Source organism: Neisseria sp. HMSC15G01 (genome assembly GCF_001808255.1).
GTDB lineage: Bacteria > Pseudomonadota > Gammaproteobacteria > Burkholderiales > Neisseriaceae > Neisseria > Neisseria subflava_A.
Genome location: NZ_KV792686.1, coordinates 286,392 through 309,010, shown reverse-complemented (window position 1 = coordinate 309,010; position 22,619 = coordinate 286,392). Strand labels below are relative to the sequence as shown.

The 22,619-nt window shown below is 51.6% G+C and carries 21 protein-coding genes; 11 read left to right on the top strand and 10 right to left on the bottom strand.

Annotation, left to right across the window (positions count from 1 at the left end):
* Positions 1-63 precede the first annotated feature (63 nt).
* Positions 64-1,629, top strand: a complete 1,566-nt coding sequence (locus HMPREF3139_RS07830) for an ABC transporter ATP-binding protein (protein ID WP_070461473.1) — start codon at positions 64-66, stop codon at positions 1,627-1,629.
* A gap of 126 nt (positions 1,630-1,755) precedes the next feature.
* The gene (trxA, locus tag HMPREF3139_RS07825; RefSeq protein WP_003681479.1) at positions 1,756-2,088 is read left to right on the top strand and encodes a thioredoxin TrxA; all 333 of its coding nucleotides are present in this window, start codon (positions 1,756-1,758) and stop codon (positions 2,086-2,088) included.
* 61 nt (positions 2,089-2,149) lie between these two features.
* Here the strand turns inward: trxA and HMPREF3139_RS07820 are convergent, their stop codons facing one another.
* From HMPREF3139_RS07820 to HMPREF3139_RS07795, 6 genes are all read right to left on the bottom strand, one after another.
* Entirely contained in the window at positions 2,150-2,467 is a 318-nt protein-coding gene (locus HMPREF3139_RS07820; protein WP_070461472.1) for a DUF2322 family protein, read from the bottom strand.
* A gap of 97 nt (positions 2,468-2,564) precedes the next feature.
* Positions 2,565-3,191 carry a uracil phosphoribosyltransferase gene (gene upp / locus HMPREF3139_RS07815; protein ID WP_004519527.1) on the bottom strand — a complete coding sequence of 209 codons (627 nt, stop codon included), beginning with the start codon at positions 3,189-3,191 and terminating at the stop codon, positions 2,565-2,567.
* Between the two features lie 146 nt (positions 3,192-3,337).
* Positions 3,338-3,649 carry a Grx4 family monothiol glutaredoxin gene (gene grxD, locus HMPREF3139_RS07810; RefSeq protein WP_003681608.1) on the bottom strand — a complete coding sequence of 104 codons (312 nt, stop codon included), beginning with the start codon at positions 3,647-3,649 and terminating at the stop codon, positions 3,338-3,340.
* A gap of 88 nt (positions 3,650-3,737) precedes the next feature.
* Complete coding sequence (locus HMPREF3139_RS07805; RefSeq protein ID WP_070461471.1) at positions 3,738-4,988, bottom strand: glutamate-5-semialdehyde dehydrogenase; 1,251 nt, start codon at positions 4,986-4,988, stop codon at positions 3,738-3,740.
* A gap of 9 nt (positions 4,989-4,997) precedes the next feature.
* The gene (proB, locus tag HMPREF3139_RS07800) at positions 4,998-5,801 is read right to left on the bottom strand and encodes a glutamate 5-kinase (protein ID WP_070461470.1); all 804 of its coding nucleotides are present in this window, start codon (positions 5,799-5,801) and stop codon (positions 4,998-5,000) included.
* 262 nt (positions 5,802-6,063) lie between these two features.
* On the bottom strand, positions 6,064-6,849 hold the full coding sequence (locus HMPREF3139_RS07795) for an inositol monophosphatase family protein (protein WP_070461469.1): 786 nt from the start codon (positions 6,847-6,849) through the stop codon (positions 6,064-6,066).
* A gap of 175 nt (positions 6,850-7,024) precedes the next feature.
* Here HMPREF3139_RS07795 and HMPREF3139_RS07790 point away from each other — a divergent pair, with 175 nt between their 5' ends.
* The 6 genes from HMPREF3139_RS07790 to HMPREF3139_RS07765 all read left to right on the top strand — a co-directional run bounded on the left by HMPREF3139_RS07790 (position 7,025) and on the right by HMPREF3139_RS07765 (position 15,121).
* Entirely contained in the window at positions 7,025-7,840 is an 816-nt protein-coding gene (locus HMPREF3139_RS07790; protein WP_070461468.1) for an RNA methyltransferase, read from the top strand.
* Between the two features lie 39 nt (positions 7,841-7,879).
* On the top strand, positions 7,880-8,749 hold the full coding sequence (locus HMPREF3139_RS07785; RefSeq protein WP_070461467.1) for a DUF1853 family protein: 870 nt from the start codon (positions 7,880-7,882) through the stop codon (positions 8,747-8,749).
* 35 nt (positions 8,750-8,784) lie between these two features.
* Positions 8,785-10,044 (top strand): RsmB/NOP family class I SAM-dependent RNA methyltransferase, encoded by a 1,260-nt coding sequence (locus HMPREF3139_RS07780; RefSeq protein WP_070461466.1) that lies wholly within the window; start codon positions 8,785-8,787, stop codon positions 10,042-10,044.
* A gap of 303 nt (positions 10,045-10,347) precedes the next feature.
* Positions 10,348-11,577, top strand: a complete 1,230-nt coding sequence (locus HMPREF3139_RS07775; RefSeq protein WP_070461519.1) for a TolC family protein — start codon at positions 10,348-10,350, stop codon at positions 11,575-11,577.
* Positions 11,578-11,619: 42 nt separating this feature from the next.
* Entirely contained in the window at positions 11,620-13,803 is a 2,184-nt protein-coding gene (locus tag HMPREF3139_RS07770; RefSeq protein ID WP_070461465.1) for a type I secretion system permease/ATPase, read from the top strand.
* A gap of 88 nt (positions 13,804-13,891) precedes the next feature.
* Positions 13,892-15,121 (top strand): HlyD family type I secretion periplasmic adaptor subunit, encoded by a 1,230-nt coding sequence (locus HMPREF3139_RS07765; protein WP_070461464.1) that lies wholly within the window; start codon positions 13,892-13,894, stop codon positions 15,119-15,121.
* Between the two features lie 86 nt (positions 15,122-15,207).
* Here HMPREF3139_RS07765 and prfH read toward each other — a convergent pair whose 3' ends face one another.
* The 3 genes from prfH to pheA form a co-directional block, all read right to left on the bottom strand.
* Entirely contained in the window at positions 15,208-15,846 is a 639-nt protein-coding gene (gene prfH / locus HMPREF3139_RS07760; protein ID WP_070461463.1) for a peptide chain release factor H, read from the bottom strand.
* 2 nt (positions 15,847-15,848) lie between these two features.
* On the bottom strand, positions 15,849-16,982 hold the full coding sequence (locus tag HMPREF3139_RS07755) for an RNA ligase RtcB family protein (protein ID WP_070461462.1): 1,134 nt from the start codon (positions 16,980-16,982) through the stop codon (positions 15,849-15,851).
* 397 nt (positions 16,983-17,379) lie between these two features.
* On the bottom strand, positions 17,380-18,468 hold the full coding sequence (pheA, locus tag HMPREF3139_RS07750; protein WP_070461461.1) for a prephenate dehydratase: 1,089 nt from the start codon (positions 18,466-18,468) through the stop codon (positions 17,380-17,382).
* A gap of 171 nt (positions 18,469-18,639) precedes the next feature.
* Between pheA and tsaE the strand changes: the two genes are divergently transcribed.
* Together tsaE and HMPREF3139_RS07740 are read left to right on the top strand one after the other, a co-directional pair.
* A complete protein-coding gene (gene tsaE / locus HMPREF3139_RS07745; protein WP_063068225.1) occupies positions 18,640-19,110 on the top strand; it encodes a tRNA (adenosine(37)-N6)-threonylcarbamoyltransferase complex ATPase subunit type 1 TsaE in 471 nt (156 codons plus the stop codon).
* Entirely contained in the window at positions 19,098-20,345 is a 1,248-nt protein-coding gene (locus tag HMPREF3139_RS07740) for an N-acetylmuramoyl-L-alanine amidase (RefSeq protein WP_070461460.1), read from the top strand. Before tsaE ends, HMPREF3139_RS07740 begins: the two co-directional genes overlap by 13 nt.
* 65 nt (positions 20,346-20,410) lie before the next feature.
* Here the strand turns inward: HMPREF3139_RS07740 and HMPREF3139_RS07735 are convergent, their stop codons facing one another.
* A complete protein-coding gene (locus HMPREF3139_RS07735; protein WP_070461518.1) occupies positions 20,411-21,013 on the bottom strand; it encodes a DUF4230 domain-containing protein in 603 nt (200 codons plus the stop codon).
* Between the two features lie 195 nt (positions 21,014-21,208).
* Here HMPREF3139_RS07735 and ribBA point away from each other — a divergent pair, with 195 nt between their 5' ends.
* The gene (gene ribBA / locus HMPREF3139_RS07730) at positions 21,209-22,552 is read left to right on the top strand and encodes a bifunctional 3,4-dihydroxy-2-butanone-4-phosphate synthase/GTP cyclohydrolase II (protein ID WP_210388925.1); all 1,344 of its coding nucleotides are present in this window, start codon (positions 21,209-21,211) and stop codon (positions 22,550-22,552) included.
* Positions 22,553-22,619: the final 67 nt, after the last annotated feature.

Sequence of the window (22,619 nt, the reverse complement as noted above, 5' to 3'; positions counted from 1 at the left end):
CCCTTGATTCATGCAGGCCGTGTGAAAACCTGTCATCAACAAACTTTTCAGACGGCCACGACCATGACTACACCTATACTCGAAATCGAAAACCTAAACGGCTCCTTTCCGAGCAAACAAGTTTTGTACGATATCAACCTTACCCTGCAACCTGGCCGCAAACTGGCATTGGTCGGCGAGAGCGGCAGCGGCAAAACCGTATTGTCGCAAGGCATTATGCGCCTTAATCCAATGGTTACCTTTGAAGGCAGTCTGAAATATTGCGGAACCAATCTGCTGACCCAGCCCGAACGCGCCCTGCAAAAACTGCGCGGCCGCGAAATCGGCATGGTGTTTCAAGAACCCATGACCGCCCTCAACCCCGTCATGCGCGTCGGCGAACAAATCGCCGAAGTCCTGTCCCTGCATTTGGGTTTGGATAAAAAACAGGCATGGACGCGCGCTATCGAACTCTTGGACGAAACCGGCATCCACCAGCCCGAGCAAAAAGCCCAGGCATACCCTTTCCAACTTTCCGGCGGCCAACGCCAACGCGCCATGATTGCCATGGCCGTATCAGCCCAGCCCAAGCTCCTGATTGCCGACGAACCGACCACCGCTTTGGACGTTGCCGTCCAAGCCCAAATCCTCGACCTGCTCTCACGCCTGCAAGAAGACCACGGCATGACCATGCTCTACATTACGCACGACTTGAACCTTGTACGCCGTTTTGCCGATGATGTCGCCGTTATGCGTAACGGCCGTATTCTTGAAACCGGCAAAGCAGCCGAAGTCTTCGCCAATCCGCAGCACGAATACACCAAAATGCTGCTCAACGCCGGCACAATGCGCAAAGTGGCTCCTTTACCTGCAAACCCGGCCACCGTCCTTAAGGCCGAACAAATCGCCTTTTCCATCAAAGAATCAGACGGCTGGTTTAAAAAACGCGACAAAACCATCCTCAACCCCATTTCTTTCGATCTCAAATCGGGGGAGACATTGGGCATCATTGGCGAAAGCGGTTGCGGCAAAACCACGCTGGCGAAAGCCGTTATGCACCTTATCGATTCCGAAGGCAGCCTGATTGTCAACGGCGAGCCATGGAAACGCGAATTGAGACGCGAAATCCAAATGGTGTTCCAAGACCCGTTCGGCGCATTCAATCCGCGCATGAACGTCTTCGATACCGTTTCCGAGGCCTTACGCGTACACGAACCTGAAATGCCGCACGAAGAAATGCGCCGCCGCGTCGAGGAAGTCCTCAAACAAGTCGGCCTGCCCGAAGACGCACTCGAACGCTATCCGCACGCATTCTCCGGCGGCCAGCGCCAACGCCTCGCCATCGCCCGCGCCATCATTGTCCGCCCAAAAATCCTCGTATTGGATGAACCAACCAGCGCGCTTGATGTCCAATGGCAACAACAAATCCTTGAATTGCTCAGCAGCCTGCAAAAAGAATACGGCCTCGCCTTCATCATCATCAGCCACGACCTCGCCGTCATCCGCGCCATTTCCCACCGCGTGATGGTGTTGAAAGACGGCAAAGTCGTTGAGGAAGGCGAATGCGAAAACGTGTTTGCCAATCCAAGCAGCGACTACACGCGCCATTTGATTGCCCACTCCGGCCACATGGTTCAAGAGGCCGTCTGAATCTTTAAGGATTACGATAGACGCATTTCAAAAAAACTATTACCGGACGGCGGCACTTGAAATTTTCCCTGTCTGCCACTATTCTGAACAACGTATTCATTAATCCCGATTTAAAAGGAAACAAACATGAGCAGCGAATTGATTATCCACGCCAGCGATGCCAGCTTCGAACAAGACGTTTTGAAATCCGACGTACCTGTATTGCTGGACTTCTGGGCACCATGGTGCGGCCCTTGCAAAATGATTGCCCCAATCTTGGACGACATCGCCTCCGAATTCCAAGGCCGTCTGAAAGTCGTTAAAATCAACATCGACGACAATGAAGCCACTCCTGCCAAATTTGGCGTTCGCGGCATCCCTACCCTGATGGTGTTCAAAAACGGCGAAAACGTTGCCACTAAAGTCGGCGCATTGGCTAAAGGTCAACTGACTGCATTCGTTGAAGCTTCTATCGCTTAAGGCTTTAAGCATATAAAAAGGCCGTCTGAAAATTGTTTTCAGACGGCCTTTTTTGTATTCATTAAGCAGCCAATGGTTTCAAAGTCAGGCTGATATTGTCAGCTTTCACTTTAAACAGCAAATCAATATTTGGATGTTTACCCGGATTGGCTTCGGCATCGGCAACATGTTCGGCAAACCATGCCAGGCCGCGTTCTGCTGCCGCTGCGTCCAGCTTGCTGTCAAACTCTTGTGCCAAAGCATAGTAAAGCTTGAGCGAGCCTTGTTTGCCGGGCGCATTGGGAATGTGATGAACCACATTGTCCTCTTTATCGAGAATATCCAAGCCGCTCAAATGGTCGATGGCAGGCATGGTGGCCAGATTATCTTGGAAGCTCATGATTGTCCTTTCTGATGTGGGTTTTAAAGCAAACCATATAACAAGGCCGTCTGAAAGTTGATGTTTGACACTTTTCAGACGGCCTTAAACATTTCAATTAACGTGTACCGAAAATCTTATCGCCGGCATCGCCCAAGCCTGGGATGATGTAGCCGTGTTCGTTCAAGTGGCTGTCGAGCGCGGCAGTGTAGATGGTTACATCAGGATGCGCGTCATTGACGGCTTTCACGCCTTCCGGAGCGGCAACCAATACCAATGCTTTGATGTTACGGCAACCTTTGGCTTTCAAAAGGTCGATGGTGGCAACCATAGAGCCGCCGGTCGCCAACATTGGGTCGATAATCAGAGCTGGACGTTCGTCCATGCTGTCAACAAATTTTTCAAAATAAGAAACTGGTTTCAAAGTTTCTTCATCGCGCTGCAAGCCGACAACGCTGATTTTGGCAGTTGGAATCAGGTCGAGTACGCCGTCGAGCATACCCAAACCGGCACGCAAAATCGGGACGACGGTCAGCGTTTTGCCTTTGATGCGGTCGCCTTCAATAGAGCCGCACCAGCCGTCAATAATGTATTTTTCAATTTCAAAATCACGGCTGGCCTCATATGCCATCAGACGTGCCAACTCGGTAGTAAGCGTGCGGAATTTGTAAGTGCTGCAATCCGCTTCACGCATCAGCGTGAGTTTGTGGCGGACTAAAGGGTGGTTGATAACGGTAACGTTCATGTTGATTTTCCGAATTGCGTTGATGGAGGGGGATTATACTTTTTTTCGCATGGCGCGCAAAGTGCGTATTCATGCGAAAGGCCGTCTGAATCAGGGTTTCAGACGGCCTTTGTCAACAATTTTACATTACGGAATATTGTAGATGATTAAGCTTTCAGCAATTCTTGCAGTTCGCCGGCTTCGTACATTTCCATCAAAATGTCAGAACCGCCGACAAATTCGCCGTTGACGTACAGTTGAGGAATAGTCGGCCAGTCGCTGTATTCTTTAATGCCTTGGCGTACGGCATCGTTTTCCAATACGTTGACAGTCACATAGTCGGTGCAACCTGCCGCATTCAGGATTTGTACGGCGCGGGAAGAGAAGCCGCATTGAGGGAATTGCTTCGTGCCTTTCATGAACAATACGACGCGGTGCGTGGTAACGACTTCTTTGATTTGATCGTGGATAGAGGACATGGTGTGTTCCTTTTTACTAAATCGGTTGTTCGGGGAAAATCAAATTTCCCGCCATTATACGCAAATTGATGAAGTTGAGGGGCGTTTCTCAACGTCGGATCTGACCGTTGCCATTGATATAGAATTTGGTCGAAGTCAGCGCTTCCAAACCCATCGGGCCACGGGCGTGCATTTTTTGGGTGGAAATACCGATTTCCGCGCCCAATCCGAAAACAAAGCCGTCGGTAAACCGAGTAGACGCATTGACATAAACCGCCGCCGCATCAATGCTTTCTTGGAAAAACTCGGCATGGGCAATGCTTTGGGTCACAATCGCTTCCGAGTGATGCGTCGTATGGCCATTAATCCAATCGACGGCTTCTTCCACTGATTTTACCGTTTTGACCGACATAATATAGTCAAGAAACTCGGTACTGTAATCTTCCTCGGTTGCCAAAACAGCATTTTTAAACATACGCAGTGCTTCCTGATCGGCTCTAAATTCGACCGGATGCACTTTGGCAACTGCTTCTTCCAGTTTGGGCAAAAACGCCTCCGCTATCTTTTCGTGGACAACCAAAGATTCAGCTGCATTGCACACGCTCGGACGCTGCGTTTTGGCGTTCACGACGATATCGACTGCCATCTCCAAATCGGCACTGTCGTCCACATAAATATGGCAATTACCGACTCCGGTTTCAATGACGGGAACTTTCGATTTCTCTTTCACCGTCTGAATCAAGCGCGCACCGCCGCGCGGAATCAGCACATCAATATAATCGACTGCCTGCATCAATTCCTCGGCAGCGGCATGACTGGTATCTTCAACCAGCTGCACCACATCGGCATCCATTCCCGCTTTTACCAAAGTCTGCCTGATGACGGCAATCAATGCGGTATTTGAATGGATCGCGTCGCGACCTCCACGCAAAATAATGGCATTGCCGGTTTTAAAGGCCAGAGAAAACGCATCGACCGAAACATTCGGGCGGCTTTCAAAAATCATGGCGACCACGCCCAAAGGCACGCGTTTTTGAACAATCTTCAAACCGTCCAAATTGGTATAGCCGCGGACAACCTGCCCAATCGGGTCTTGTAAATCGGCAACCTGCCCAACGCCTTCTGCAATGCCTTTGATGCGTTCATGATTCAAGCGCAGCCTGTCGAGCATAATGTCCGAAATGCCGTTTTCTTTTGCAGCGGACAAATCGCGGGCATTTTCCGCCAAAATCACCTCAGCCTGTTCAACCAAATCCTTTGCGACCTGACGCACCAAATTGTTTTTTTCCACGCTTCCCAAGCTGATTAACGTTTTACTGGCTTTTTGGGCATTCTTGCCCAACTGTTCGATATAGCTCATCAAACCTCCCTATTTCTCTTGTGCAAACCAAGTTCCGATAGGCGCGCCATCTAAAACCTGAAGAATATCGCGCGGATTGGCGCTGTTCATCAACACCATCTGGCCGTGATGTTCAAACATCATCTGCGCGCTCTTAATCTTACTGAGCATGCCGCCCGTACCAAACTTACTGCCCGATCCGCCGGCAGAAGCAATGATTTCCTCAGTAATATCGGCCACATGGCTGCGCAGCTTGGCATCGGCGTGAACAGCCGGATTTTTATCAAACAAACCGTCGATATCGGACAACATAATCAGCAAATCGGCTTTAACGATTTTCGCCACAACTGCCGACAGGCGGTCGTTATCACCAAACTTGGTAGCATGGTCCATCTCGTCCACGCTGACCGCGTCGTTCTCATTGACAATAGGGATGACGCCGATGGAAAGCAGGGATTCAAAAGCATTGGTAACGTTTGCCAAACTTTCTGGATATTCGACCACATCACGCGTCAGCAGGATTTGCGATACCGTCATCCGATAATGGGAAAAAATCTGCGAGTAAAGGCTCATCATGGCCACTTGGCCGACGCTGGAAACAGCCTGCTGCTGCGCCATTTCCGCCGGACGTTTTTCCATATTGAGGACATTCAGCCCAAAGCCCATCGCGCCGGAAGACACCAGCACAATTTCTTTGTCCTTACTGACCAAGCTGGAAATGACAAAGGCCAGTTGGTCGATTTTTGCCAAATTGATTTTACCGTTTGGCAACACCAAAGAGCTGGTTCCAATCTTAATGACAATGCGTTTTACTGCTTCAAAATCTCGTTTCATTATTCTCCTCTGCTTTCTATTTTTATGATTGCACGCGGCATTATTTCAGCCAAGCTAATCCACATCATAACTGCGAAGCAATAGAAAATACAGACAAAATTAAAAATGCTTCCTTTAAAAGCGTATTTTCAGCTCTTATCCGAATCCGTTAACAACAAAACAAAAGGCCGTCTGAAACCCTATTTCAGGTTTCAGACGGCCTTTTACCGATTATTGAAACTCTAGCCTGCAAAGATAAATACAGACCGTTCCCTACAAACGCTTATTGGTGCTCAGAAATAATTTTCAGCATTTGCGCCAATACTTTAGGATTGGCCGCAACGATATCGCCGCTTTCCAACCAGCCTTCATTACCGGACATATCGGTAACGATGCCGCCTGCTTCTTGGACAATCAATGCACCGGCGGCAATATCCCAAGGTTTGAGGTTGAACTCGAAGAAACCGTCCAAACGGCCGGCCGCAACGGCACACAAATCCAAAGAAGCTGCGCCTTCACGACGGCCGCCGGCGGTTTTTGCCAAGAAGTCTTTCAAAATCGCCAGATACTTGTCCATCATGCTTTGATCGACAACAGGGAAGCCGGTACCGATCAGGCAGCGGTTCAATTCGATGCGGTTGGAAACGCGGATGCGGCGGTCGTTAAGCAACGCGCCTTTGCCGCGGGAAGCCATATATACGTCGTTGCGCTCAGGTGCGTACACCAAAGCTTCTTGCAACACGCCTTTGTGCAAGAGTGCCATAGAGATGGCGTATTGAGGATGGCCGTGGAGGAAGTTGGTCGTGCCGTCGAGCGGGTCGATAATCCATTCGTACTCGGCGGTGGCTTTACCGTGGGAGCCGCCTTCTTCGCAAGTGATTTTATGATGCGGATAGGCTTCTTTGAGCGCTTCCACCAAAATCATCTCGGAGCTGCGGTCAACATCGGAAACGAAGTCGTTGAATGCTTTGCTGTCTACTTTGACGGCATCCAGATTGCCGGCGGCGCGAATCATCATTTGCCCTGCTTTACGGGCGGCTTTGAAAGCGGTATTTAAAAACGGATTCATGGTTTTCTTCCTAATTCAGGTAAAATACGCCCTAATGCGCCGAACAAGGCACACAAGAGGCTGTTAATCGTTTCCGATGCTGTTAAAGAACATTTCAGACGGCATGGAAAAAGGCCGTCTGAAAACAAAAAGATGGCGCATTATACCTGATTCCCGTACAAACAGAAAATAAAACATGACTTCCGAAAAACCTGCCCTGCCCGCTTATCTGGACAACATCCGCATCATCCTCACACGCACCAGCCATCCCGCCAATATCGGCTCCGCCGCGCGCGCCATGAAAACAATGGGCCTGCACAAACTGACCATCGTCGCCCCCAATCTGATGGCAACGCCGATGACGGAAAATCCGCCCGTGTTCGACCCGGAGCATCCGCAATTGTTTAAATTACCGGAAGAAAGCTTCATCCTCGCTTCCGGCGCGGCAGACGTTTTGGAAAATGCCACCATTGCCGCTTCTTTGGACGAAGCCCTTGCCGACACCACCATCGCCTGCGCCCTGACCAGCCGCCGCCGCGAAATCACCGCGCCGCTGCAAACGCCGCGCAATTTGGTGCCCGAATTACTGCAGGCCGCCAACCGCGGCGAGAAAGTGGCGCTGGTCTTCGGCAACGAGACTTTCGGCTTGAGCATCGAAGAAGTCCAAGCCTGCAACCGACTGATGACCATCAACGGCAATCCCGACTATTTCTCGCTCAACCTCGCCCAAGCCGTGCAGGTCGTGTGCTACGAAATCTTCAGCCAAACCGATTCGCCCATGACCCATCTTCAACAGGAAGACCACTCCGCGACCCACGAGCAAATCAAAGGCATGGTCGCCCACATGGAAAGCGTGATGAACGACATCGGCTTTTTCAACCGCCGCAACGGCGAGCGCCTGATGCGCCGTATGCAGAGCCTGTTCGGACGCGCCAACACGCAAACCGAAGACATCGATATCCTGCGCGGTTTTTTCAATACCGTCAGCCACCGTATCCATAAAAAAGACTGATTAAGGCCGTCTGAAAACATTTCCAGCCTTTCAGACGGCATGACTGATATTCGGATAAGCATGAATTACGCCCTAGACGCATTATGGTGGAAGCTCACCAGCCAACCCGTCCGCGACCTCGCCTCGCTGCTGACTGCGCCCCCTTTGTGGCAAAACGGTTGCGAATTGAGCGTACGCGAACTATTGGGGGAACACGGTTTCCGCTACCTTTTGGCATTGGACGCCGATCCCGCACCGCTGATGGATTACCTCGCCCAACGCGCCCCGTTTGGTCATCGTCTCGGCATTTATGCTGAAGAGCTGTTGACTTTTTGGTTTGCCAACGCGCCGCACGCCAAACTGCACGCATACAATCTGCCCGTTTTTTCAGACGGCCAAACCTTAGGCGCTGCGGATTTCGTCGTTTCCCTCAACCAACAGCCCTACCATATCGAGCTGGCGTGTAAATACTACGGCGGAGACCAAGCGCAAAACCTGCGCGGCCTCAATCCTAAAGACATGCTGACGGACAAAGCCACCAAACTGGTGCAGCAATCCCAGCTGCTGCATACGCCGCAAGGCAAAGCAACCTTAACCGCACAAGGCCTGCCGGAAAATCTGCTTCCTGCTTCCATCGTGCGCGGCATCGGCTTTTTTCCACACGGTTTCCATGCTTTTGAGCCGCCACTTAATCCATACGGCTGGCGCGGCATCTATATTCAAGATTGGGCGGAATACGGGTTTGAACGCCAAGAAGCGCGTTATCACTTGCTCGACCGCATGGCCTATCTTGCACCTGCGCGTGTCGCCGAAACCGAAACATTAAACGCAACCGAAATCCGCCGTATCGACCAAGGCTTGATTGCCGTTTTGGAATTACGGCCGGACGGCTTTTGGCACGAAATCGAACGCATTATGAAGGCCGTCTGAAACCATTTACCCACTTTAAGAGAACCCATTACATTATGAACGCCGCACAACTCGACCATACCGCCAAAGTTTTGGCTGAAATGCTGACTTTCAAACAGCCTGCCGATGCCGTCCTCTCCGCCTACTTCCGCGAACACAAAAAGCTCGGCCGCCAAGACCGCCACGAAATCGCCGAAACCGCCTTTGCCGCACTGCGCCACTATCAAAAAATCAGTACCGCCCTGCGCCGTCCGCACGCGCAGCCGCGCAAAGCCGCACTCGCCGCGCTGGTTCTCGGCAGAAGTACCAACATCAGCCAAATCAAAGACCTGCTTGATGAAGAAGAAACAGAGTTCCTCGGCAATTTGAAAGCCCGCAAAACCGAGTTCTCAGACGGCCTGAATACCGCCGCAGAATTGCCGCAATGGCTGGTGGAACAGCTGCAACAGCATTGGAGCGAAGAAGAAATTCTCGCCTTCGGCCGCAGCATCAACCAACCTGCCCCGCTCGACATCCGCGTCAATACCTTGAAAGGCAAACGCGATAAAGTGCTGCCATTGTTGCAAGCCGAAAGTGCCGATGCAGAAGCCACGCCTTATTCGCCTTGGGGCATCCGCCTGAAAAACAAAATCGCGCTTAACAAACACGAGCTATTTTTAGACGGTACACTGGAAGTCCAAGACGAAGGCAGCCAGCTGCTTGCCTTATTGGTGGGCGCAAAACGCGGCGAAATCATTGTCGATTTCTGTGCCGGTGCCGGCGGTAAAACTTTGGCTGTCGGCGCGCAAATGGCCAACAAAGGCAGAATCTACGCATTCGACATCGCCGAAAAACGCCTTGCCAACCTCAAACCGCGCATGACCCGTGCCGGACTGACCAATATCCACCCCGAACGCATCAGCAGCGAACACGATACCCGTATCGCCCGACTGGCAGGCAAAGCCGACCGTGTGTTGGTGGACGCGCCCTGCTCCGGCTTGGGTACTTTACGCCGTAATCCCGACCTCAAATACCGCCAATCCGCCGAGACCGTGGCCAACCTTTTGGAACAGCAACACAGCATCCTCGATGCCGCCTCCAAATTGGTCAAACCGCAAGGCCGCTTGGTGTACGCCACCTGCAGCGTGTTGCCGGAAGAAAACGAGCTGCAAGTCGAACGTTTCCTGTCCGAACATCCCGAATTTGAACTCGTCAACTGCGCCGAACTGCTGCAAAGCCTGAAGGTCGATTTGGATACCGGAAAATACCTGCGCCTCAACTCCGGAGAACACCAAACCGACGGCTTCTTTGCCGCTGTATTGCAACGTAAGGATTAAGGTTGAAAAAGGCCGTCTGAAATCCTTTCAGACGGCCTTTTTGATAGATTTTTTACATTAAAATCATTAGAAACGATAGTCGCGCTCTGCAATAATATACTTTAAGGCATGTATCTCGACCTTTTATCAGAATATTGTGAAAAGCTGGAAAAAATGCTCTATGCTTTGTAAATGTATGTGTTCTCGTTCAAAATTCGCCCGGTCATGCCTCAGGTGATACCCGATACGGACAACGATAATATATAAATTATTTGGTTAAAAATCATGTCGCATATTTATTCTTCCCCCACAAAGCCCCGTTTATTGTCATCGGCTATTGCCGTCGCCTGCTGCCTGCTGCCGTTTCAGACGGCCTCTGCATACAGCCTGCAAGACATCCTCAGGGACGCTTTAATCAGCGACCCGATTGTGCGTGAAGCCAAAGCCACTCAAGAAGCAGCACAAAGCACGACCAAAGCCACGCGTGCACGCCATTATCCTGTCGTTACCCTGACCGGCACGAAAGTGCTGGCGCAACACAATAAATACAACAGCAACGATATGGATGACGGTATCGGCGTGCGCGGCAGCGTGAACATCTACTCATGGGGTGCGATTGAAGCCGCCGTCCGCCGCGACCGCAGCCGCGAAGAATACTATCAACACAAATACACCGAAAGCCAAGAGCAGCTGGGCAGCGATATCGGCCGCCTCTACCTGAGCGCATTACGTGCAAAAGAAACCCTGATCCTCAACGAACAGACTTTGGCGCGCCATAACGCCCTCATAAAAACCTTGACCACAATCGTCAAACAGGATGCCGGCCGCCACTTTGAACTGATTGAAGCGCGCGCACGCCAGCTGCAAGTAGCCAACATTATCGCCCAACAACGCCGCACCATGGATTTGGCTCTGAGCCGTCTGTCCCGCTATACCTCGCGCCAACTGACCGCCAACGATTTGGAAGATCCGTTTAAAAACGACACAGCAAAATCCATCAGCGAACGCTTTAACAACCCCAACCGTAACAACAATCCGTCCTATCAGGCACAATTAGCCGAACGCGACAGCGTCCGTGCCGATTTGGACGCTTCCAAAGCCGAACGCCTGCCTGCCCTCAATTTGGAAGGCAGTGCAACGCGCAACACCAGACAGCTTTATTTAAACGTTGCATGGAATGTGTTGGATATTGCTGCACGCCACAATGTAGAGCGCAATGCCAAATCATTGATTGCTGCAGAAGCCAAGTCCGAACAAATCCTGCGCGACATGAACGAACGCGTTCAAACGTCGGCCATCGATATGCAGGAAAGCGAACAGCGCACCGCATTAACAGCTCAACATATTCTCGCTCAAAAAGATGTTATCAAAGCCTATGAAATGCAATTTAGAGTTGCAAGACGTACGCTGACCGACGTTTTGAGCGCATACAGCGAGTTATCCTCCATCGAGCAGGATTACGTTGCCGCCCGCAACGATTTCCGCGATGCGGCACTCGACTATTTAAATACTCAGGCCAAAATCTCCGCTTGGGTCGGTTTGGCAAAAAAATAAAGCCATATCCACCGGTTAAATCAAAAACATTACGCGAAAAATATGAAAGCCATCATTGAACACATCGTTTTAGTGACCCGCCTTTTGGGTGCGCCCGTATCCGAAGCCGCTTTGTCCGCCGAAGTCGTGCGCGACAAAAAGCTCAAGGTCAACTATCACTCACTGGTCGAAGTCCTGCGCAGCCACGGCTTTGAAAACACCTTATCCAAGCGCAATCTGGAAGACATCCCCTCGCTCGCCGTGCCGGTCATGATTATCCTGCACAACGAAGAGGCAGCGGTCATCACCCAAATCGAAGGCTCCGGCCAAGAGCGCAAATACCATATCCGCCAAGTAGACGGTTTGGAACAGGAACTCAGCCACGAGCAGCTTTCCGGCCTGTATTTGGGCTACTGCTGGTTTATCAAACCCAAAATGGCGACCGATATGCGCTCGGAGCTGCCTGAATACCATCTGCCCAAAGCATGGTTTTGGAAAGTCATTTGGCGTTTCCGCAGCTACTACTACCAAGTCATTTTGGCCACCATCATTATCAACTTCCTTGCGCTCGTCAGCTCCCTGTATGTGATGAACGTGTACGACCGCGTGATTCCCAATCAGGCCTATGAAACCTTGTGGGTATTGAGCATCGGCGTGGTCTTGGCGATTTTGTTTGAATTTGCCGCCAAGATGATTCGTGGTCATTTGACCGATATTGCCGGCAAAAAAGCCGACTTGATCATCAGCTCCGCCCTGTTCCGCCGCGTGATGGCATTACGTCTGGCAGACCGTCCAGCTTCTTCCGGTTCATACGCCAGCAACCTGCGCGAATTTGAAGCCGTGCGAGAGTTCATGACCAGTGCCAGCTTGTTGACTATTGTCGACTTGCCTTTCCTGTTGCTGTTTATCTTCGTAATTTCCATGGTCGGCGGCAAACTGGCACTCGTTCCCCTAACCATCATTCCGATTGTCGTGATTGTCGGTTTTGTCGTACAACGCCCGCTCTCTCGCCACATCAACGAATCGATGAAAGAAGGTTCGCAACGCTCCGGCCTTGCCGTTGAAGCCATCGAAGGCATCGAAACCCTGAAAACCAACAACGCCACATCTTGGGCGCAACAACGTTGGGACGAATACACCGCCAAAACTTCCGCTTCTTCCATCAAAGTCAAAGACACCAGCAACTTCATGGTCAACTTCGCCGTTGCCATGCAGCAGCTCAATACCGTCTTCTTGGTCGTCGTCGGTACCTATTTGATTCATGCCGACAACCATGCGGAACGTATCACCATGGGTGCATTGATTGCCTCTGTGATTCTGTCCGGCCGCGCCTTGGCGCCGTTGGCACAAATCGCTGGTTTGGCCACCCGCTTCCAACAGGCCAAACTTGCCCTCAAAGGTGTAAACGACATCGTTACCCGCCCTATCGAGCGCAATCCGGAACGCAAATACATTACTTTGGACAACGTACAAGGCAACATTACCTTTGAAAATGTATCGTTCAAATATCAAGCCGACAACAACAGCGCCGTCGAAGATTTGCGCCTGACCATCAAACCGGGTGAAAAAGTCGGTATTTTGGGCCGTATCGGCAGCGGTAAAAGCACCATGCTCAAACTGGCCAGCGGTCTGTACGACACTGAAAAAGGCAACGTTACCCTTGACGGCGTCGATATGCGCCAGCTTGACCCCAACTTCCTGCGCGATCAAGTCCTGCTGTTGAGCCAATCGCCACGCCTGTTCCTCGGCACATTGCGTGAAAATATGGACTTGGCGCGTACCGGCAGCTACTCTACCGACCAAGACTTACTGACTGCGCTCAACCGCTTCGGCCTCGACAAAATCATCCGCAACCATCCACGTGGTTTGGATATGCCTCTGGGTGAAGACGGCTTAGGCTTGTCCGGCGGTCAAAAACAAATCATCGCCCTGGCACGCATGACCTTGCGCAACCCGAAAGTCGTCTTGCTGGACGAGCCGACCACCAGCCTGGACCAGGCTACCGAACGCATGGCGCTCAATGCTATTGCCCAATGGGGTCGCAACCGCACCATGCTTTTGGTGACCCACCGTCCGCAAGTGCTGCAAATCGTCAACCGCATCATTGTGATGGATAATGGTAAAGTCGTGATGGACGGCCCGCGTGACCTCGTATTGCAAAAACTCATGCAAAACGAACAGGCCAAAGCAGCCAACGCCAAACAACAGCAACAAGCTGCTGCTGCCTCTCAATCAGCAGCACGATAAAGCAAAAGGCCGTCTGAAACCTACTTGCCCTTTCAAACAGCCTGCCCTAATGGTTAAAATCCACCAAACACAATAAAGACACACGATTATGAGCCGCGAAAACAACGTCAAATCCAAAGATCTCGACCTTATCAACGACCTCAACGCCGCCCTGCAAAAAGAAAAACACAGTGGCCAGTTTATTGTCATCATCCTGTTTTTTATTCTGATGATTGTCTTCGTTATTTGGGCTTACAACAGCCCTGTCGAAGAAGTTACCCGTGGCAACGGCAATATCATTCCCAGCAGCCGTGAGCAAGTAATCCAAAGCCTGGATCCCGGCATCGTAACCGAAATCATGGTTAAAGAAGGAGATATGGTCGAGAAAGATCAGATTCTGATGAAACTCGACGACACACGCAGCTCCGCCGTTTTGCGCGAAAGCGAAGCCAAAGTCGCAAACCTCGAAGCCACTATTGCCCGCCTTAAAGCTGAAGCCTACGGAACCAAGCTCTCCTTCCCTGACAGCGTGGGTCCCGAGCTTCGCCGTCGCGAAATCGCCGCCTACAAAGCACGCCGCCAAGTCATGGTGGATGCCATCAACGGCCTATCCCAAAGCAAGGCCGCACTTGATCGAGAGATTGCCATTACTGCTCCTCTTGTTTCCGAAGGTTATGTTTCCGAAGTCGAACTTTTAAGAATGCGCCGCGATTCCGCAGACTTGGCCACCCAAATCTCTGAACGCCGCAACCGCTACAAAGCCGATGCCAACAACGAACTCTTGCAAGCCGAATCCGAACTGGCGCAATCCAAAGAAAACGTTGCCATGCGTGCCGACCCGGTTGAACGCTCGCAAATCCGCGCCCCTATGCGCGGCATCGTCAAAGGCATAAAAGTCACCACCATCGGCGGCGTTGTGAACGCAGGCGAAGACATCATGCAAATCGTCCCGGTTGATGACAAACTGCTGGTCGAAGCCTATATCCGTCCGCAAGACATCGCCTTTATCCGCGCAGGCCAACCTGCATTGGTTAAAGTCAGCGCATACGACTACTCCATCTACGGCGGTTTAGAAGGCAAAGTTACCCTCGTCGGCGCCGATACCGTCAGCAACTCTATGCAAAACCGTGCCAACGACTTAAAACTTGACCCGAACCAAGTTTATTACCGCGTTCTCGTCCAAACCGAAAACAACTCCCTGAAAGACAAAAACGGCAAACCGATGCCGATTATTCCGGGTATGGTTGCAACGGTAGACATCAAAACCGGTGAAAAAACCATCTTCCAATACCTGATCAAACCGATTACGCGTATGAAACAAGCGTTGAGCGAACGCTAATCGATAAACTGATAAAAGGCCGTCTGAAAGTTTTCAGACGGCCTTTGGTTTATGTTTTCACTATGCCTGTTTATCCGACAGGCAAATTACTTCTCCTTAAACGTCGCTCCGACAAACGTCCTTTTCGGATTGCCGCGCTCAACTTGATAGAGTTGCGTGTGCTGCTCCTGCGCAAAATTTCCTGCCTGTCCGGCATGATGCTCTGCCAGCTTTTGCGCCAATAACATTACCGCCAATTTTTTATTGGCATGCTGGCTGCGTTCGCTCTCGACCCACACGGAAATGCCGCTTTCTTTATGGGTAGCGCGGACGGCGCTTTCGATTTTATTGACGTGTTGCCCGCCTTTACCGCCCGAACGGCAGGTTTGAAACTCGATTCCGTTTTCAGACGGCATTTCATACGTCTGCGGCATATCGGGCAAACGAAAAACGCCTATATACCAATTTTTGCGCGGATGTTTCGGGCGGACGGGGCTGGGGCATATCCATTGGAGCGTCCCCTGCCAAGTTTGCGCCAAACTTTCGGCTTTTTGCCCTGCCAATTTGAGCGTCGCCGACAAAATGCCGTACTTATCGGCGGTTTCGTTAACGAGTTCGGCATCAATGCCTTTTGATTGGGCTTCGGCAAGCAGCTTGCCCAAGACGAAACGGGCAAATATTCGGCACTCTGCCGGCCCTTGCGCGGTGGAAATTTGCAGATGAACCGCTGGTGTATTCTGTTTCATCTTTACGCTCCACACTCGCCGCCGGTTTTATAAGTCAAAACAGGTTTAAACCGCGCGACCAATTCAATCAAACCTGCGTTTTTCATGGCGGCAATAACGCTGTCGATGCTTTTATAAGCCTGCGGCGCTTCTTCAAAAATCAAGGCCTTATCCTGACAAACGACTACGCTGCCGAATTCGGTCTGGCGCAGGCTGTCGGCAGTGTATTTGTGCGACAACCTGCCTTTGCATTCGCCGCGCTGCCATTTCCGACCTGCGCCGTGAGCCAAGGTATTCAACGAAATTTGACAATATTCGGCAGGTTGGACCAGATAGCTGTAATCGCCGCGCGAGCCGGGTATCATGACCAAGCCTTTATCGGTGGGCGTTGCGCCTTTTCGGTGCAGCCAACCGATTGTGCCGTCAATCTCGGTTTGTTCCAAAAAATTATGGTGGACATCGAGCAGGCATGTTCCTTCTGCGCGCCAACGGTCAAGCATTCTGGCCACAATCAAACGGCGGTTAAGGCTGGCAAATTCAAGGGCTGTTTGGTGTTCGGCAAGATAGGCCGCCGCCGCTTCGCCCTCTTCCGCCAAACCTTGATGCCCGAAGGCGGCAATATGGTATTGCAAAATCTGCTGGCCCAATCCGCGCGAACCGCTATGCACCAACAGTTGCAGATGGTTTTCATCAAAATCGGGCGGAAGCAAATCGGTGCGATAAACGGTGTCAACGGTTTGCAACTCGGCAAAATGGTTGCCGCCGCCAATCGTACCTACAGCAAGGCCGTCTGAAAATTGGTGCATATCGACAGCGTCACCTAATAAATCGACCTGTTCGTCTTTATCTAGCGGCGTATCGATATTGCCAAGCTGTTTGGCGAGTTTGGCAGGTTTGAGTTTGGCCGCGCGTAAATCGGTCTGCCAAAACGCCATGCCGCAACCGATGTCGTTTCCAATCAGGGCAGGATAAAAATGACGGTCGCTGAAAAATGCCGCGCCAACCGGATAACCGCGCCCAGCGTGTAAATCCGGCATTCCGGCAACGCGCAACATATGCGGTAATCGGGCGGTGGTTTCGAGCTGTGCGACAGCGTTGCCTTCAATCCATGTATTTGAATCGGCAATAATTTGAATATGATGGGGATAATTGCCCATGTGTTTATGCTTTCTTTAAAACGGATAGAAATCGTCAGCAGATGACAATAAATAGCCACCGTCTGAGAAATGTTCAGACGGCCTGGTTTCTAGCCGATAATCGTAAGGAAAGCAGCCCGAAACGGGCGACATGGAATGCGAAAAGCGTTATCCGAAAGTCAGACCGACGCTTGAGCTGCAAAGAATGTGATTGAGCGGATTGAAATATTGCGTGTCATGGCTTGCTCCTTTCTTTGCATGAAAATATTAAAAACGTTCGGATTATAGAGGGTTTATTTCCAATTATGCAAACTTACTGACATCAATCTGCCAATAATGTTGCATAAATAGCAAATATTGAGAACATAATTTAGGCCGTCTGAAAACTTTTCAGACGGCCTTTGATACCCAATAATCCTTACAAAACAACGGTCGGATAAGAGCCGACAACTTTCACGAAGGAAGCGCGTTCGCCCAAAAGCTGCAAGGCTTTTTGGACATTTTCATCGCTTTGATGGCCTTCGATGTCGATGAAGAACAGGTATTCCCACAAAACCGATTTGCTTGGGCGGCTTTCAAATTTGGTCATGGAAATGCCTAACTCGGTGAAAGGTTGCAGCAAAGCAGTAACGGCACCGGCACGGTTGGGCGCGGAGACGACCAAAGAAGTTTTGTCGTTGCCGCTGCGGCCTGTGTCTTGATGGCCCATCACCAAGAAGCGCGTGGTGTTGTTCGGCTCGTCTTCGATACACTCAGCGGCAAAGCTCAACTGATAAATTTCCGCCGCGATACGTCCGGCAATGGCGGCCACATTCGGGCTGTCAGATTCGGTAACCAAACGCGCCGCTTCGGCATTGCTGGCTACGGCGATACGCTCGGCATTGGGCAGGTTGCGGCCGAGCCAGTCGTTGCATTGCGCCAAGGCTTGGGCATGGGCAAAAACTTTGGTAATGCCGCCGATTTCGTGGTTGTCTTTACGCAGCAGGTTGTGATGAATGCGGACAACCACTTCGCCGCAGGCTTTCAACGCGGTTACAGCCAGCAAGTCCAAAGTACGGCCCACCGAGCCTTCGGTCGAGTTTTCCACCGGCGCCACCAAATAATCGGCTTGGCGCGTTTCGACTTGTTTGAAGCAGTTGTCGATGGTGGTACACGCCATGGTGTGTGCGGCGTGGCCGAAATGTTTGATGGCGGCTTGCTGGGTAAATGTCCCCTTCGGGCCCAAATAGGCAATCGTCAGCGGACGCTCTACCGCCAAACATTCGCTCATAATCTCGCGAAACAGCCGGGTAACCGATTCATCCGGCAAGGGGCCGCGGTTCAAATCCTGAATCCGGCGTAAAACGGCCACTTCCCGTTCAGGACGGTACACCGCGCCTGTCCCTTTCAATTCGCCGATAGCATGCGCATGACCGGCGCGCTCGTTGAGCAAACGGAGGATTTCCGCATCAATGCTGTCGATGGCATTGCGGTGCGGCAATAATTGTTCGTCTATGGATAAAGGCATAAGCTGTCTCGCAATTTTGTGAGGGATATTTTCATTTTAACATTAAAGGCCGTCTGAATTCCGTTTTCAGACGGCCTCAACACTATCTTTATCTAACTTTATCGTCTATCAGGTTTGCAAACGCCGCCAATTCCATCATAATTAAGCCTTTTGAACGACAAGGCCTATTCCATGCACTCAAACGGACTGTACACCCGTTTTCTGCCCGATGAAGAAGCAACCCTGCAACTGGGTGAAGAATGGAGCAAGCAGCTTTCCGCTCCGCTGACCATCTATCTTGAAGGCGGGCTGGGTGCAGGCAAAACCACGCTGACACGCGGGATTTTGCGCGGACTGGGACATACGGGCGCAGTCAAAAGCCCGACTTACACCATTGTCGAATCTTATCCGCTGGATGCATTCACCCTCCACCATTTCGACCTCTACCGCTTTACCATGCCCGAGGAATGGGAAGATGCCGGTTTGGACGAATTGTTTGCGCCCGACAGCATCTGCCTCATCGAATGGCCGCAGCAAGGTGGGGAATTCACGCCTCCGGCAGACATTACCATTACATTGACGTACACCGATAAGGGCAGAACCTGCACCTTTTCCGCCCACACAAACCAAGGCCGAAAAAGTTTAGAATCATGGTCAAATTAACTAGAAGACACATTCTCCGTCAAGGCACAGGACTATTTCTCACCCTCACGCCCGTTGGTGCCGCATTGGCCAAACCGGCCTCTCCTGCGCAATTCCTTGCCGTCCGCATTTGGCCGGCGAACGCCTACACACGCGTTACCCTTGAGAGCAACCATTCGATGAAATACCAACATTTTATGTTGGACAACCCCAGCCGGTTGGTTGTAGATATTCAAGGAGCGGAAATCAACAGCGTCCTGCAAGGCATTTCCAGCAAAGTGCTGTCTAACGACCCTTTTATCCGCAGCATTCGTGCTGGTCAAAATACGCCCAATACCGTGCGTATCGTCATCGACCTCAAACAAAGCTCCCATCCGCAAGTCTTTGCGCTCGCCCCCGTCGGCAACTTCAGAAACCGCTTGGTTATCGACCTCTATCCGCACGGCGCAGATGCCAACGACCCGATGATGGCCTTGCTCAACGGCAATGTCCCCAAACAACGTCCGAATACCAATATCGCATACGACACCCCTGCCCCTAAAAACAATCGCGGCAGCGGCGGCAACCGCCGTCCCGTGATTATGATTGACCCCGGTCACGGTGGCGAAGACCCCGGCGCAATCGGCCCGAGCGGCCTCAAAGAAAAAAACGTTGTACTCTCCATTGCACGCGAAACCAAAAAACGCCTCGAAGCCTTGGGTTACAACGTATTCATGACGCGCAACGAAGACATCTTTATCCCATTGGGCGTACGCGTTGCCAAAGGCCGTGCACGCAATGCCGACGTATTCGTGTCCATCCACGCCGATGCCTTTACCAGCCCGTCCGCTCGCGGTACCGGCGTATATATGCTCAATACCAAAGGAGCGACCAGCTCGGCGGCAAAATTCCTTGCCCAAACCCAAAACAACGCCGACGCCATCGGCGGCGTACAAACCAGCGGCAACCCCAATGTCGACAACACGATTTTGGACATGACCCAAACCGCGACCCTGCGTGACAGCCGCAAACTCGGCCATTCCGTCTTGACCGAATTGGGCAAACTCAACCAATTACACAAAGGCCGCGTTGACGAAGCCAACTTCGCTGTCCTCCGCGCGCCGGATGTTCCGTCCATTTTGGTGGAAACCGCCTTCCTCTCCAACCCTACCGAAGAGCGGCTACTCGGCAGCGAATCCTTCCGCCAACAATGCGCCCAAGCCATTGCCACCGGTATTCAAAAATACATCAATACCGCCGTTTTACGACGCGGATAATGGCTTGATGAAACAAAGGCCGTCTGAAAATTTTTCAGACGGCCTTATCTTTTCAAGCAATCTATTTAACCGCACTTCCCTACCGCAGCCGGATAGACGGACACCTTCGTCTGCGTCAATGCAAATAAGTTTTCCAACTGGATTTGCGCCTGACGGTTGGCATGCTCCAAAATCTCAGCCTTACACGCGCTTTGCAATACCTGCCTTTTCGCTTCTTCCTGCACCGTCTTAAATACCGACTTATCCATAGGCAGCAAATTAAACGAGCCGGTCTGAATATCGTACACTTCGATATTTTCCAAATCCACGCTCAAAATTTCCACCGCCGGCAGGCTGATTAAGACCTTGTCGTCCACAATATTGACATTGTCCGCGCCTAACTTGTCCAAATCCAAACCGGCCAACACCTTACCGCGCACAATAAAAATACCGCTTTGAGAATCCTGCCAAAGCCTGCGCCAATCCCCTTTTTTCTCCGTACGGATAATCGTATCGATATAAAATGCCGTACTTTCCAAGCGGTTCATCTGCTTAATCTGCATCAAAACCCCCTCACGGGACAAAACCTGATGTTCTTCGTTCTGACCATGCAGGGCATAAAACCAGCCGCCTGCAGCCGTCAGCGCACACAACACCAGCACGACCAATCCGCGCCCAAGCATTTTCATTTCAAACATCCCCCGTTAAAATAATCATCAAAACATTCCCCATATTCTCCCAAAACCGTCAATTTCAAGCCATACCCAGGCCGTCTGAAATATTAAAACTTATTACTAAAAAGTAATAAAAAAACTCAATAAACAAAGTTTGCCTTTTGGTAAAGACAAGACTACAATCCATTACACACAATTCAATTCCATCTCATCATGAACACCACCGACCTGCGCCGCCACAACCTGCGGCAATGGATAACACAACACCACAACGGCCAGCAGACCAAGTTTGCACAAGCCATCGCCATCAACCAAGGCGAGCTGTCCGCCCTGTTGAAAAACAAATCTTTCGGCGAGAAAAAAGCCCGAAAAATCGAGCAGGCAGCCAATATGCCTGACATGTGGCTGGATCAAGACCACCAAGACCGCCACGCCCCCACCATCAGCCAAGAAAGAAATACCATGTCCCACATCTCCACCATCCCAGAAATCCTAGCAGACATCAAAGCCGGCAAAATGGTCATCATCACCGATGCCGAAGACCGCGAAAACGAAGGCGACTTGCTGATGGCCGCCCAATTCGTTACCCCCGAAGCCATCAACTTCATGATTAAACACGCACGCGGCCTGGTCTGCCTGCCGATGGACGGCGAAATGGTCGAAAAACTCGGCCTGCCCATGATGACCCAGAAAAACGGCGCGCAATACGGTACCAACTTTACCGTCTCCATCGAAGCCGCCCACGGCATTACCACCGGCATCTCCGCCGCCGATCGCGCCCTGACCATTCAAACCGCCGTTTCCCCATCCGCCAAACCAGAAGACATCGTCCAACCCGGCCACATCTTCCCATTGCGTGCCCAAAAAGGCGGCGTACTCGTCCGCGCAGGACACACAGAAGCCGGCGTTGATCTGGCACAAATGAACGGCCTGATTCCCGCCGCCGTCATCTGCGAAATCATCAACGACGACGGCACCATGGCGCGCATGCCCGAACTGATGAAATTCGCCGAAGAACACAACCTCAAAATCGGCACCATTACCGCCCTCATCGAATACCGCAGCCGCACCGAAAGCCTGCTCGAAGACATGGGCAACGCACCCGTACAAACCCCGTGGGGCGAGTTCCAACAACACGTTTACGTCGACAAACTCTCAGGCGAAACCCACCTCGCCCTCGTCAAAGGTACACCAACCGCCGACGAAGAAACCCTCGTCCGCGTCCACGAACCCTTCAGCGTCATGGACTTCATCCAAGCCAACCCGCGCCATTCCTGGTCATTGCCCAAAGCCCTTGAGCGCATCCAACAAGCCGAAAGCGGCGTAGTCATCCTCCTGCACCGTACCGAAGACGGCGCCACCCTGCTCGACCGCACCCTGCCCAAAGGCGCAAACCAAGCCTACAAATGGGACAGCAAAAGCTACGGCATAGGCGCACAAATTCTCGCTGGCCTCAACGTCAAAAAACTGCGCGTCCTCGGCCAGCCTTCATCCTTCACCGGCCTCACCGGCTTCGGCCTCGAAGTCGTCGGTTTTGAAGAAGCTGAGAAATAATCTTGCTTGATTGATTCTCAAAGCAAATGAAATAAAAGGCCGTCTGAAAATTTTCAGACGGCCTTTT

What these genes read in the sequence shown, in the direction of transcription:
- HMPREF3139_RS07785 (WP_070461467.1), top strand. Translation starts at nt 7,880, where the DNA reads ATGACTGATATTCGGATAAGCATGAATTACGCCCTAGACGCATTATGG.
- HMPREF3139_RS07755 (WP_070461462.1), bottom strand. Translation starts at nt 16,982, where the DNA reads ATGGGCAATTATCCCCATCATATTCAAATTATTGCCGATTCAAATACA.
- tsaE (WP_063068225.1), top strand. Translation starts at nt 18,640, where the DNA reads ATGCACTCAAACGGACTGTACACCCGTTTTCTGCCCGATGAAGAAGCA.
- prfH (WP_070461463.1), bottom strand. Translation starts at nt 15,846, where the DNA reads ATGAAACAGAATACACCAGCGGTTCATCTGCAAATTTCCACCGCGCAA.
- HMPREF3139_RS07780 (WP_070461466.1), top strand. Translation starts at nt 8,785, where the DNA reads ATGAACGCCGCACAACTCGACCATACCGCCAAAGTTTTGGCTGAAATG.
- HMPREF3139_RS07820 (WP_070461472.1), bottom strand. Translation starts at nt 2,467, where the DNA reads ATGAGCTTCCAAGATAATCTGGCCACCATGCCTGCCATCGACCATTTG.
- trxA (WP_003681479.1), top strand. Translation starts at nt 1,756, where the DNA reads ATGAGCAGCGAATTGATTATCCACGCCAGCGATGCCAGCTTCGAACAA.
- HMPREF3139_RS07795 (WP_070461469.1), bottom strand. Translation starts at nt 6,849, where the DNA reads ATGAATCCGTTTTTAAATACCGCTTTCAAAGCCGCCCGTAAAGCAGGG.
- HMPREF3139_RS07740 (WP_070461460.1), top strand. Translation starts at nt 19,098, where the DNA reads ATGGTCAAATTAACTAGAAGACACATTCTCCGTCAAGGCACAGGACTA.
- grxD (WP_003681608.1), bottom strand. Translation starts at nt 3,649, where the DNA reads ATGTCCTCTATCCACGATCAAATCAAAGAAGTCGTTACCACGCACCGC.
- HMPREF3139_RS07805 (WP_070461471.1), bottom strand. Translation starts at nt 4,988, where the DNA reads ATGAGCTATATCGAACAGTTGGGCAAGAATGCCCAAAAAGCCAGTAAA.
- HMPREF3139_RS07765 (WP_070461464.1), top strand. Translation starts at nt 13,892, where the DNA reads ATGAGCCGCGAAAACAACGTCAAATCCAAAGATCTCGACCTTATCAAC.
- proB (WP_070461470.1), bottom strand. Translation starts at nt 5,801, where the DNA reads ATGAAACGAGATTTTGAAGCAGTAAAACGCATTGTCATTAAGATTGGA.
- HMPREF3139_RS07790 (WP_070461468.1), top strand. Translation starts at nt 7,025, where the DNA reads ATGACTTCCGAAAAACCTGCCCTGCCCGCTTATCTGGACAACATCCGC.
- pheA (WP_070461461.1), bottom strand. Translation starts at nt 18,468, where the DNA reads ATGCCTTTATCCATAGACGAACAATTATTGCCGCACCGCAATGCCATC.
- HMPREF3139_RS07830 (WP_070461473.1), top strand. Translation starts at nt 64, where the DNA reads ATGACTACACCTATACTCGAAATCGAAAACCTAAACGGCTCCTTTCCG.
- HMPREF3139_RS07770 (WP_070461465.1), top strand. Translation starts at nt 11,620, where the DNA reads ATGAAAGCCATCATTGAACACATCGTTTTAGTGACCCGCCTTTTGGGT.
- HMPREF3139_RS07735 (WP_070461518.1), bottom strand. Translation starts at nt 21,013, where the DNA reads ATGAAAATGCTTGGGCGCGGATTGGTCGTGCTGGTGTTGTGTGCGCTG.
- upp (WP_004519527.1), bottom strand. Translation starts at nt 3,191, where the DNA reads ATGAACGTTACCGTTATCAACCACCCTTTAGTCCGCCACAAACTCACG.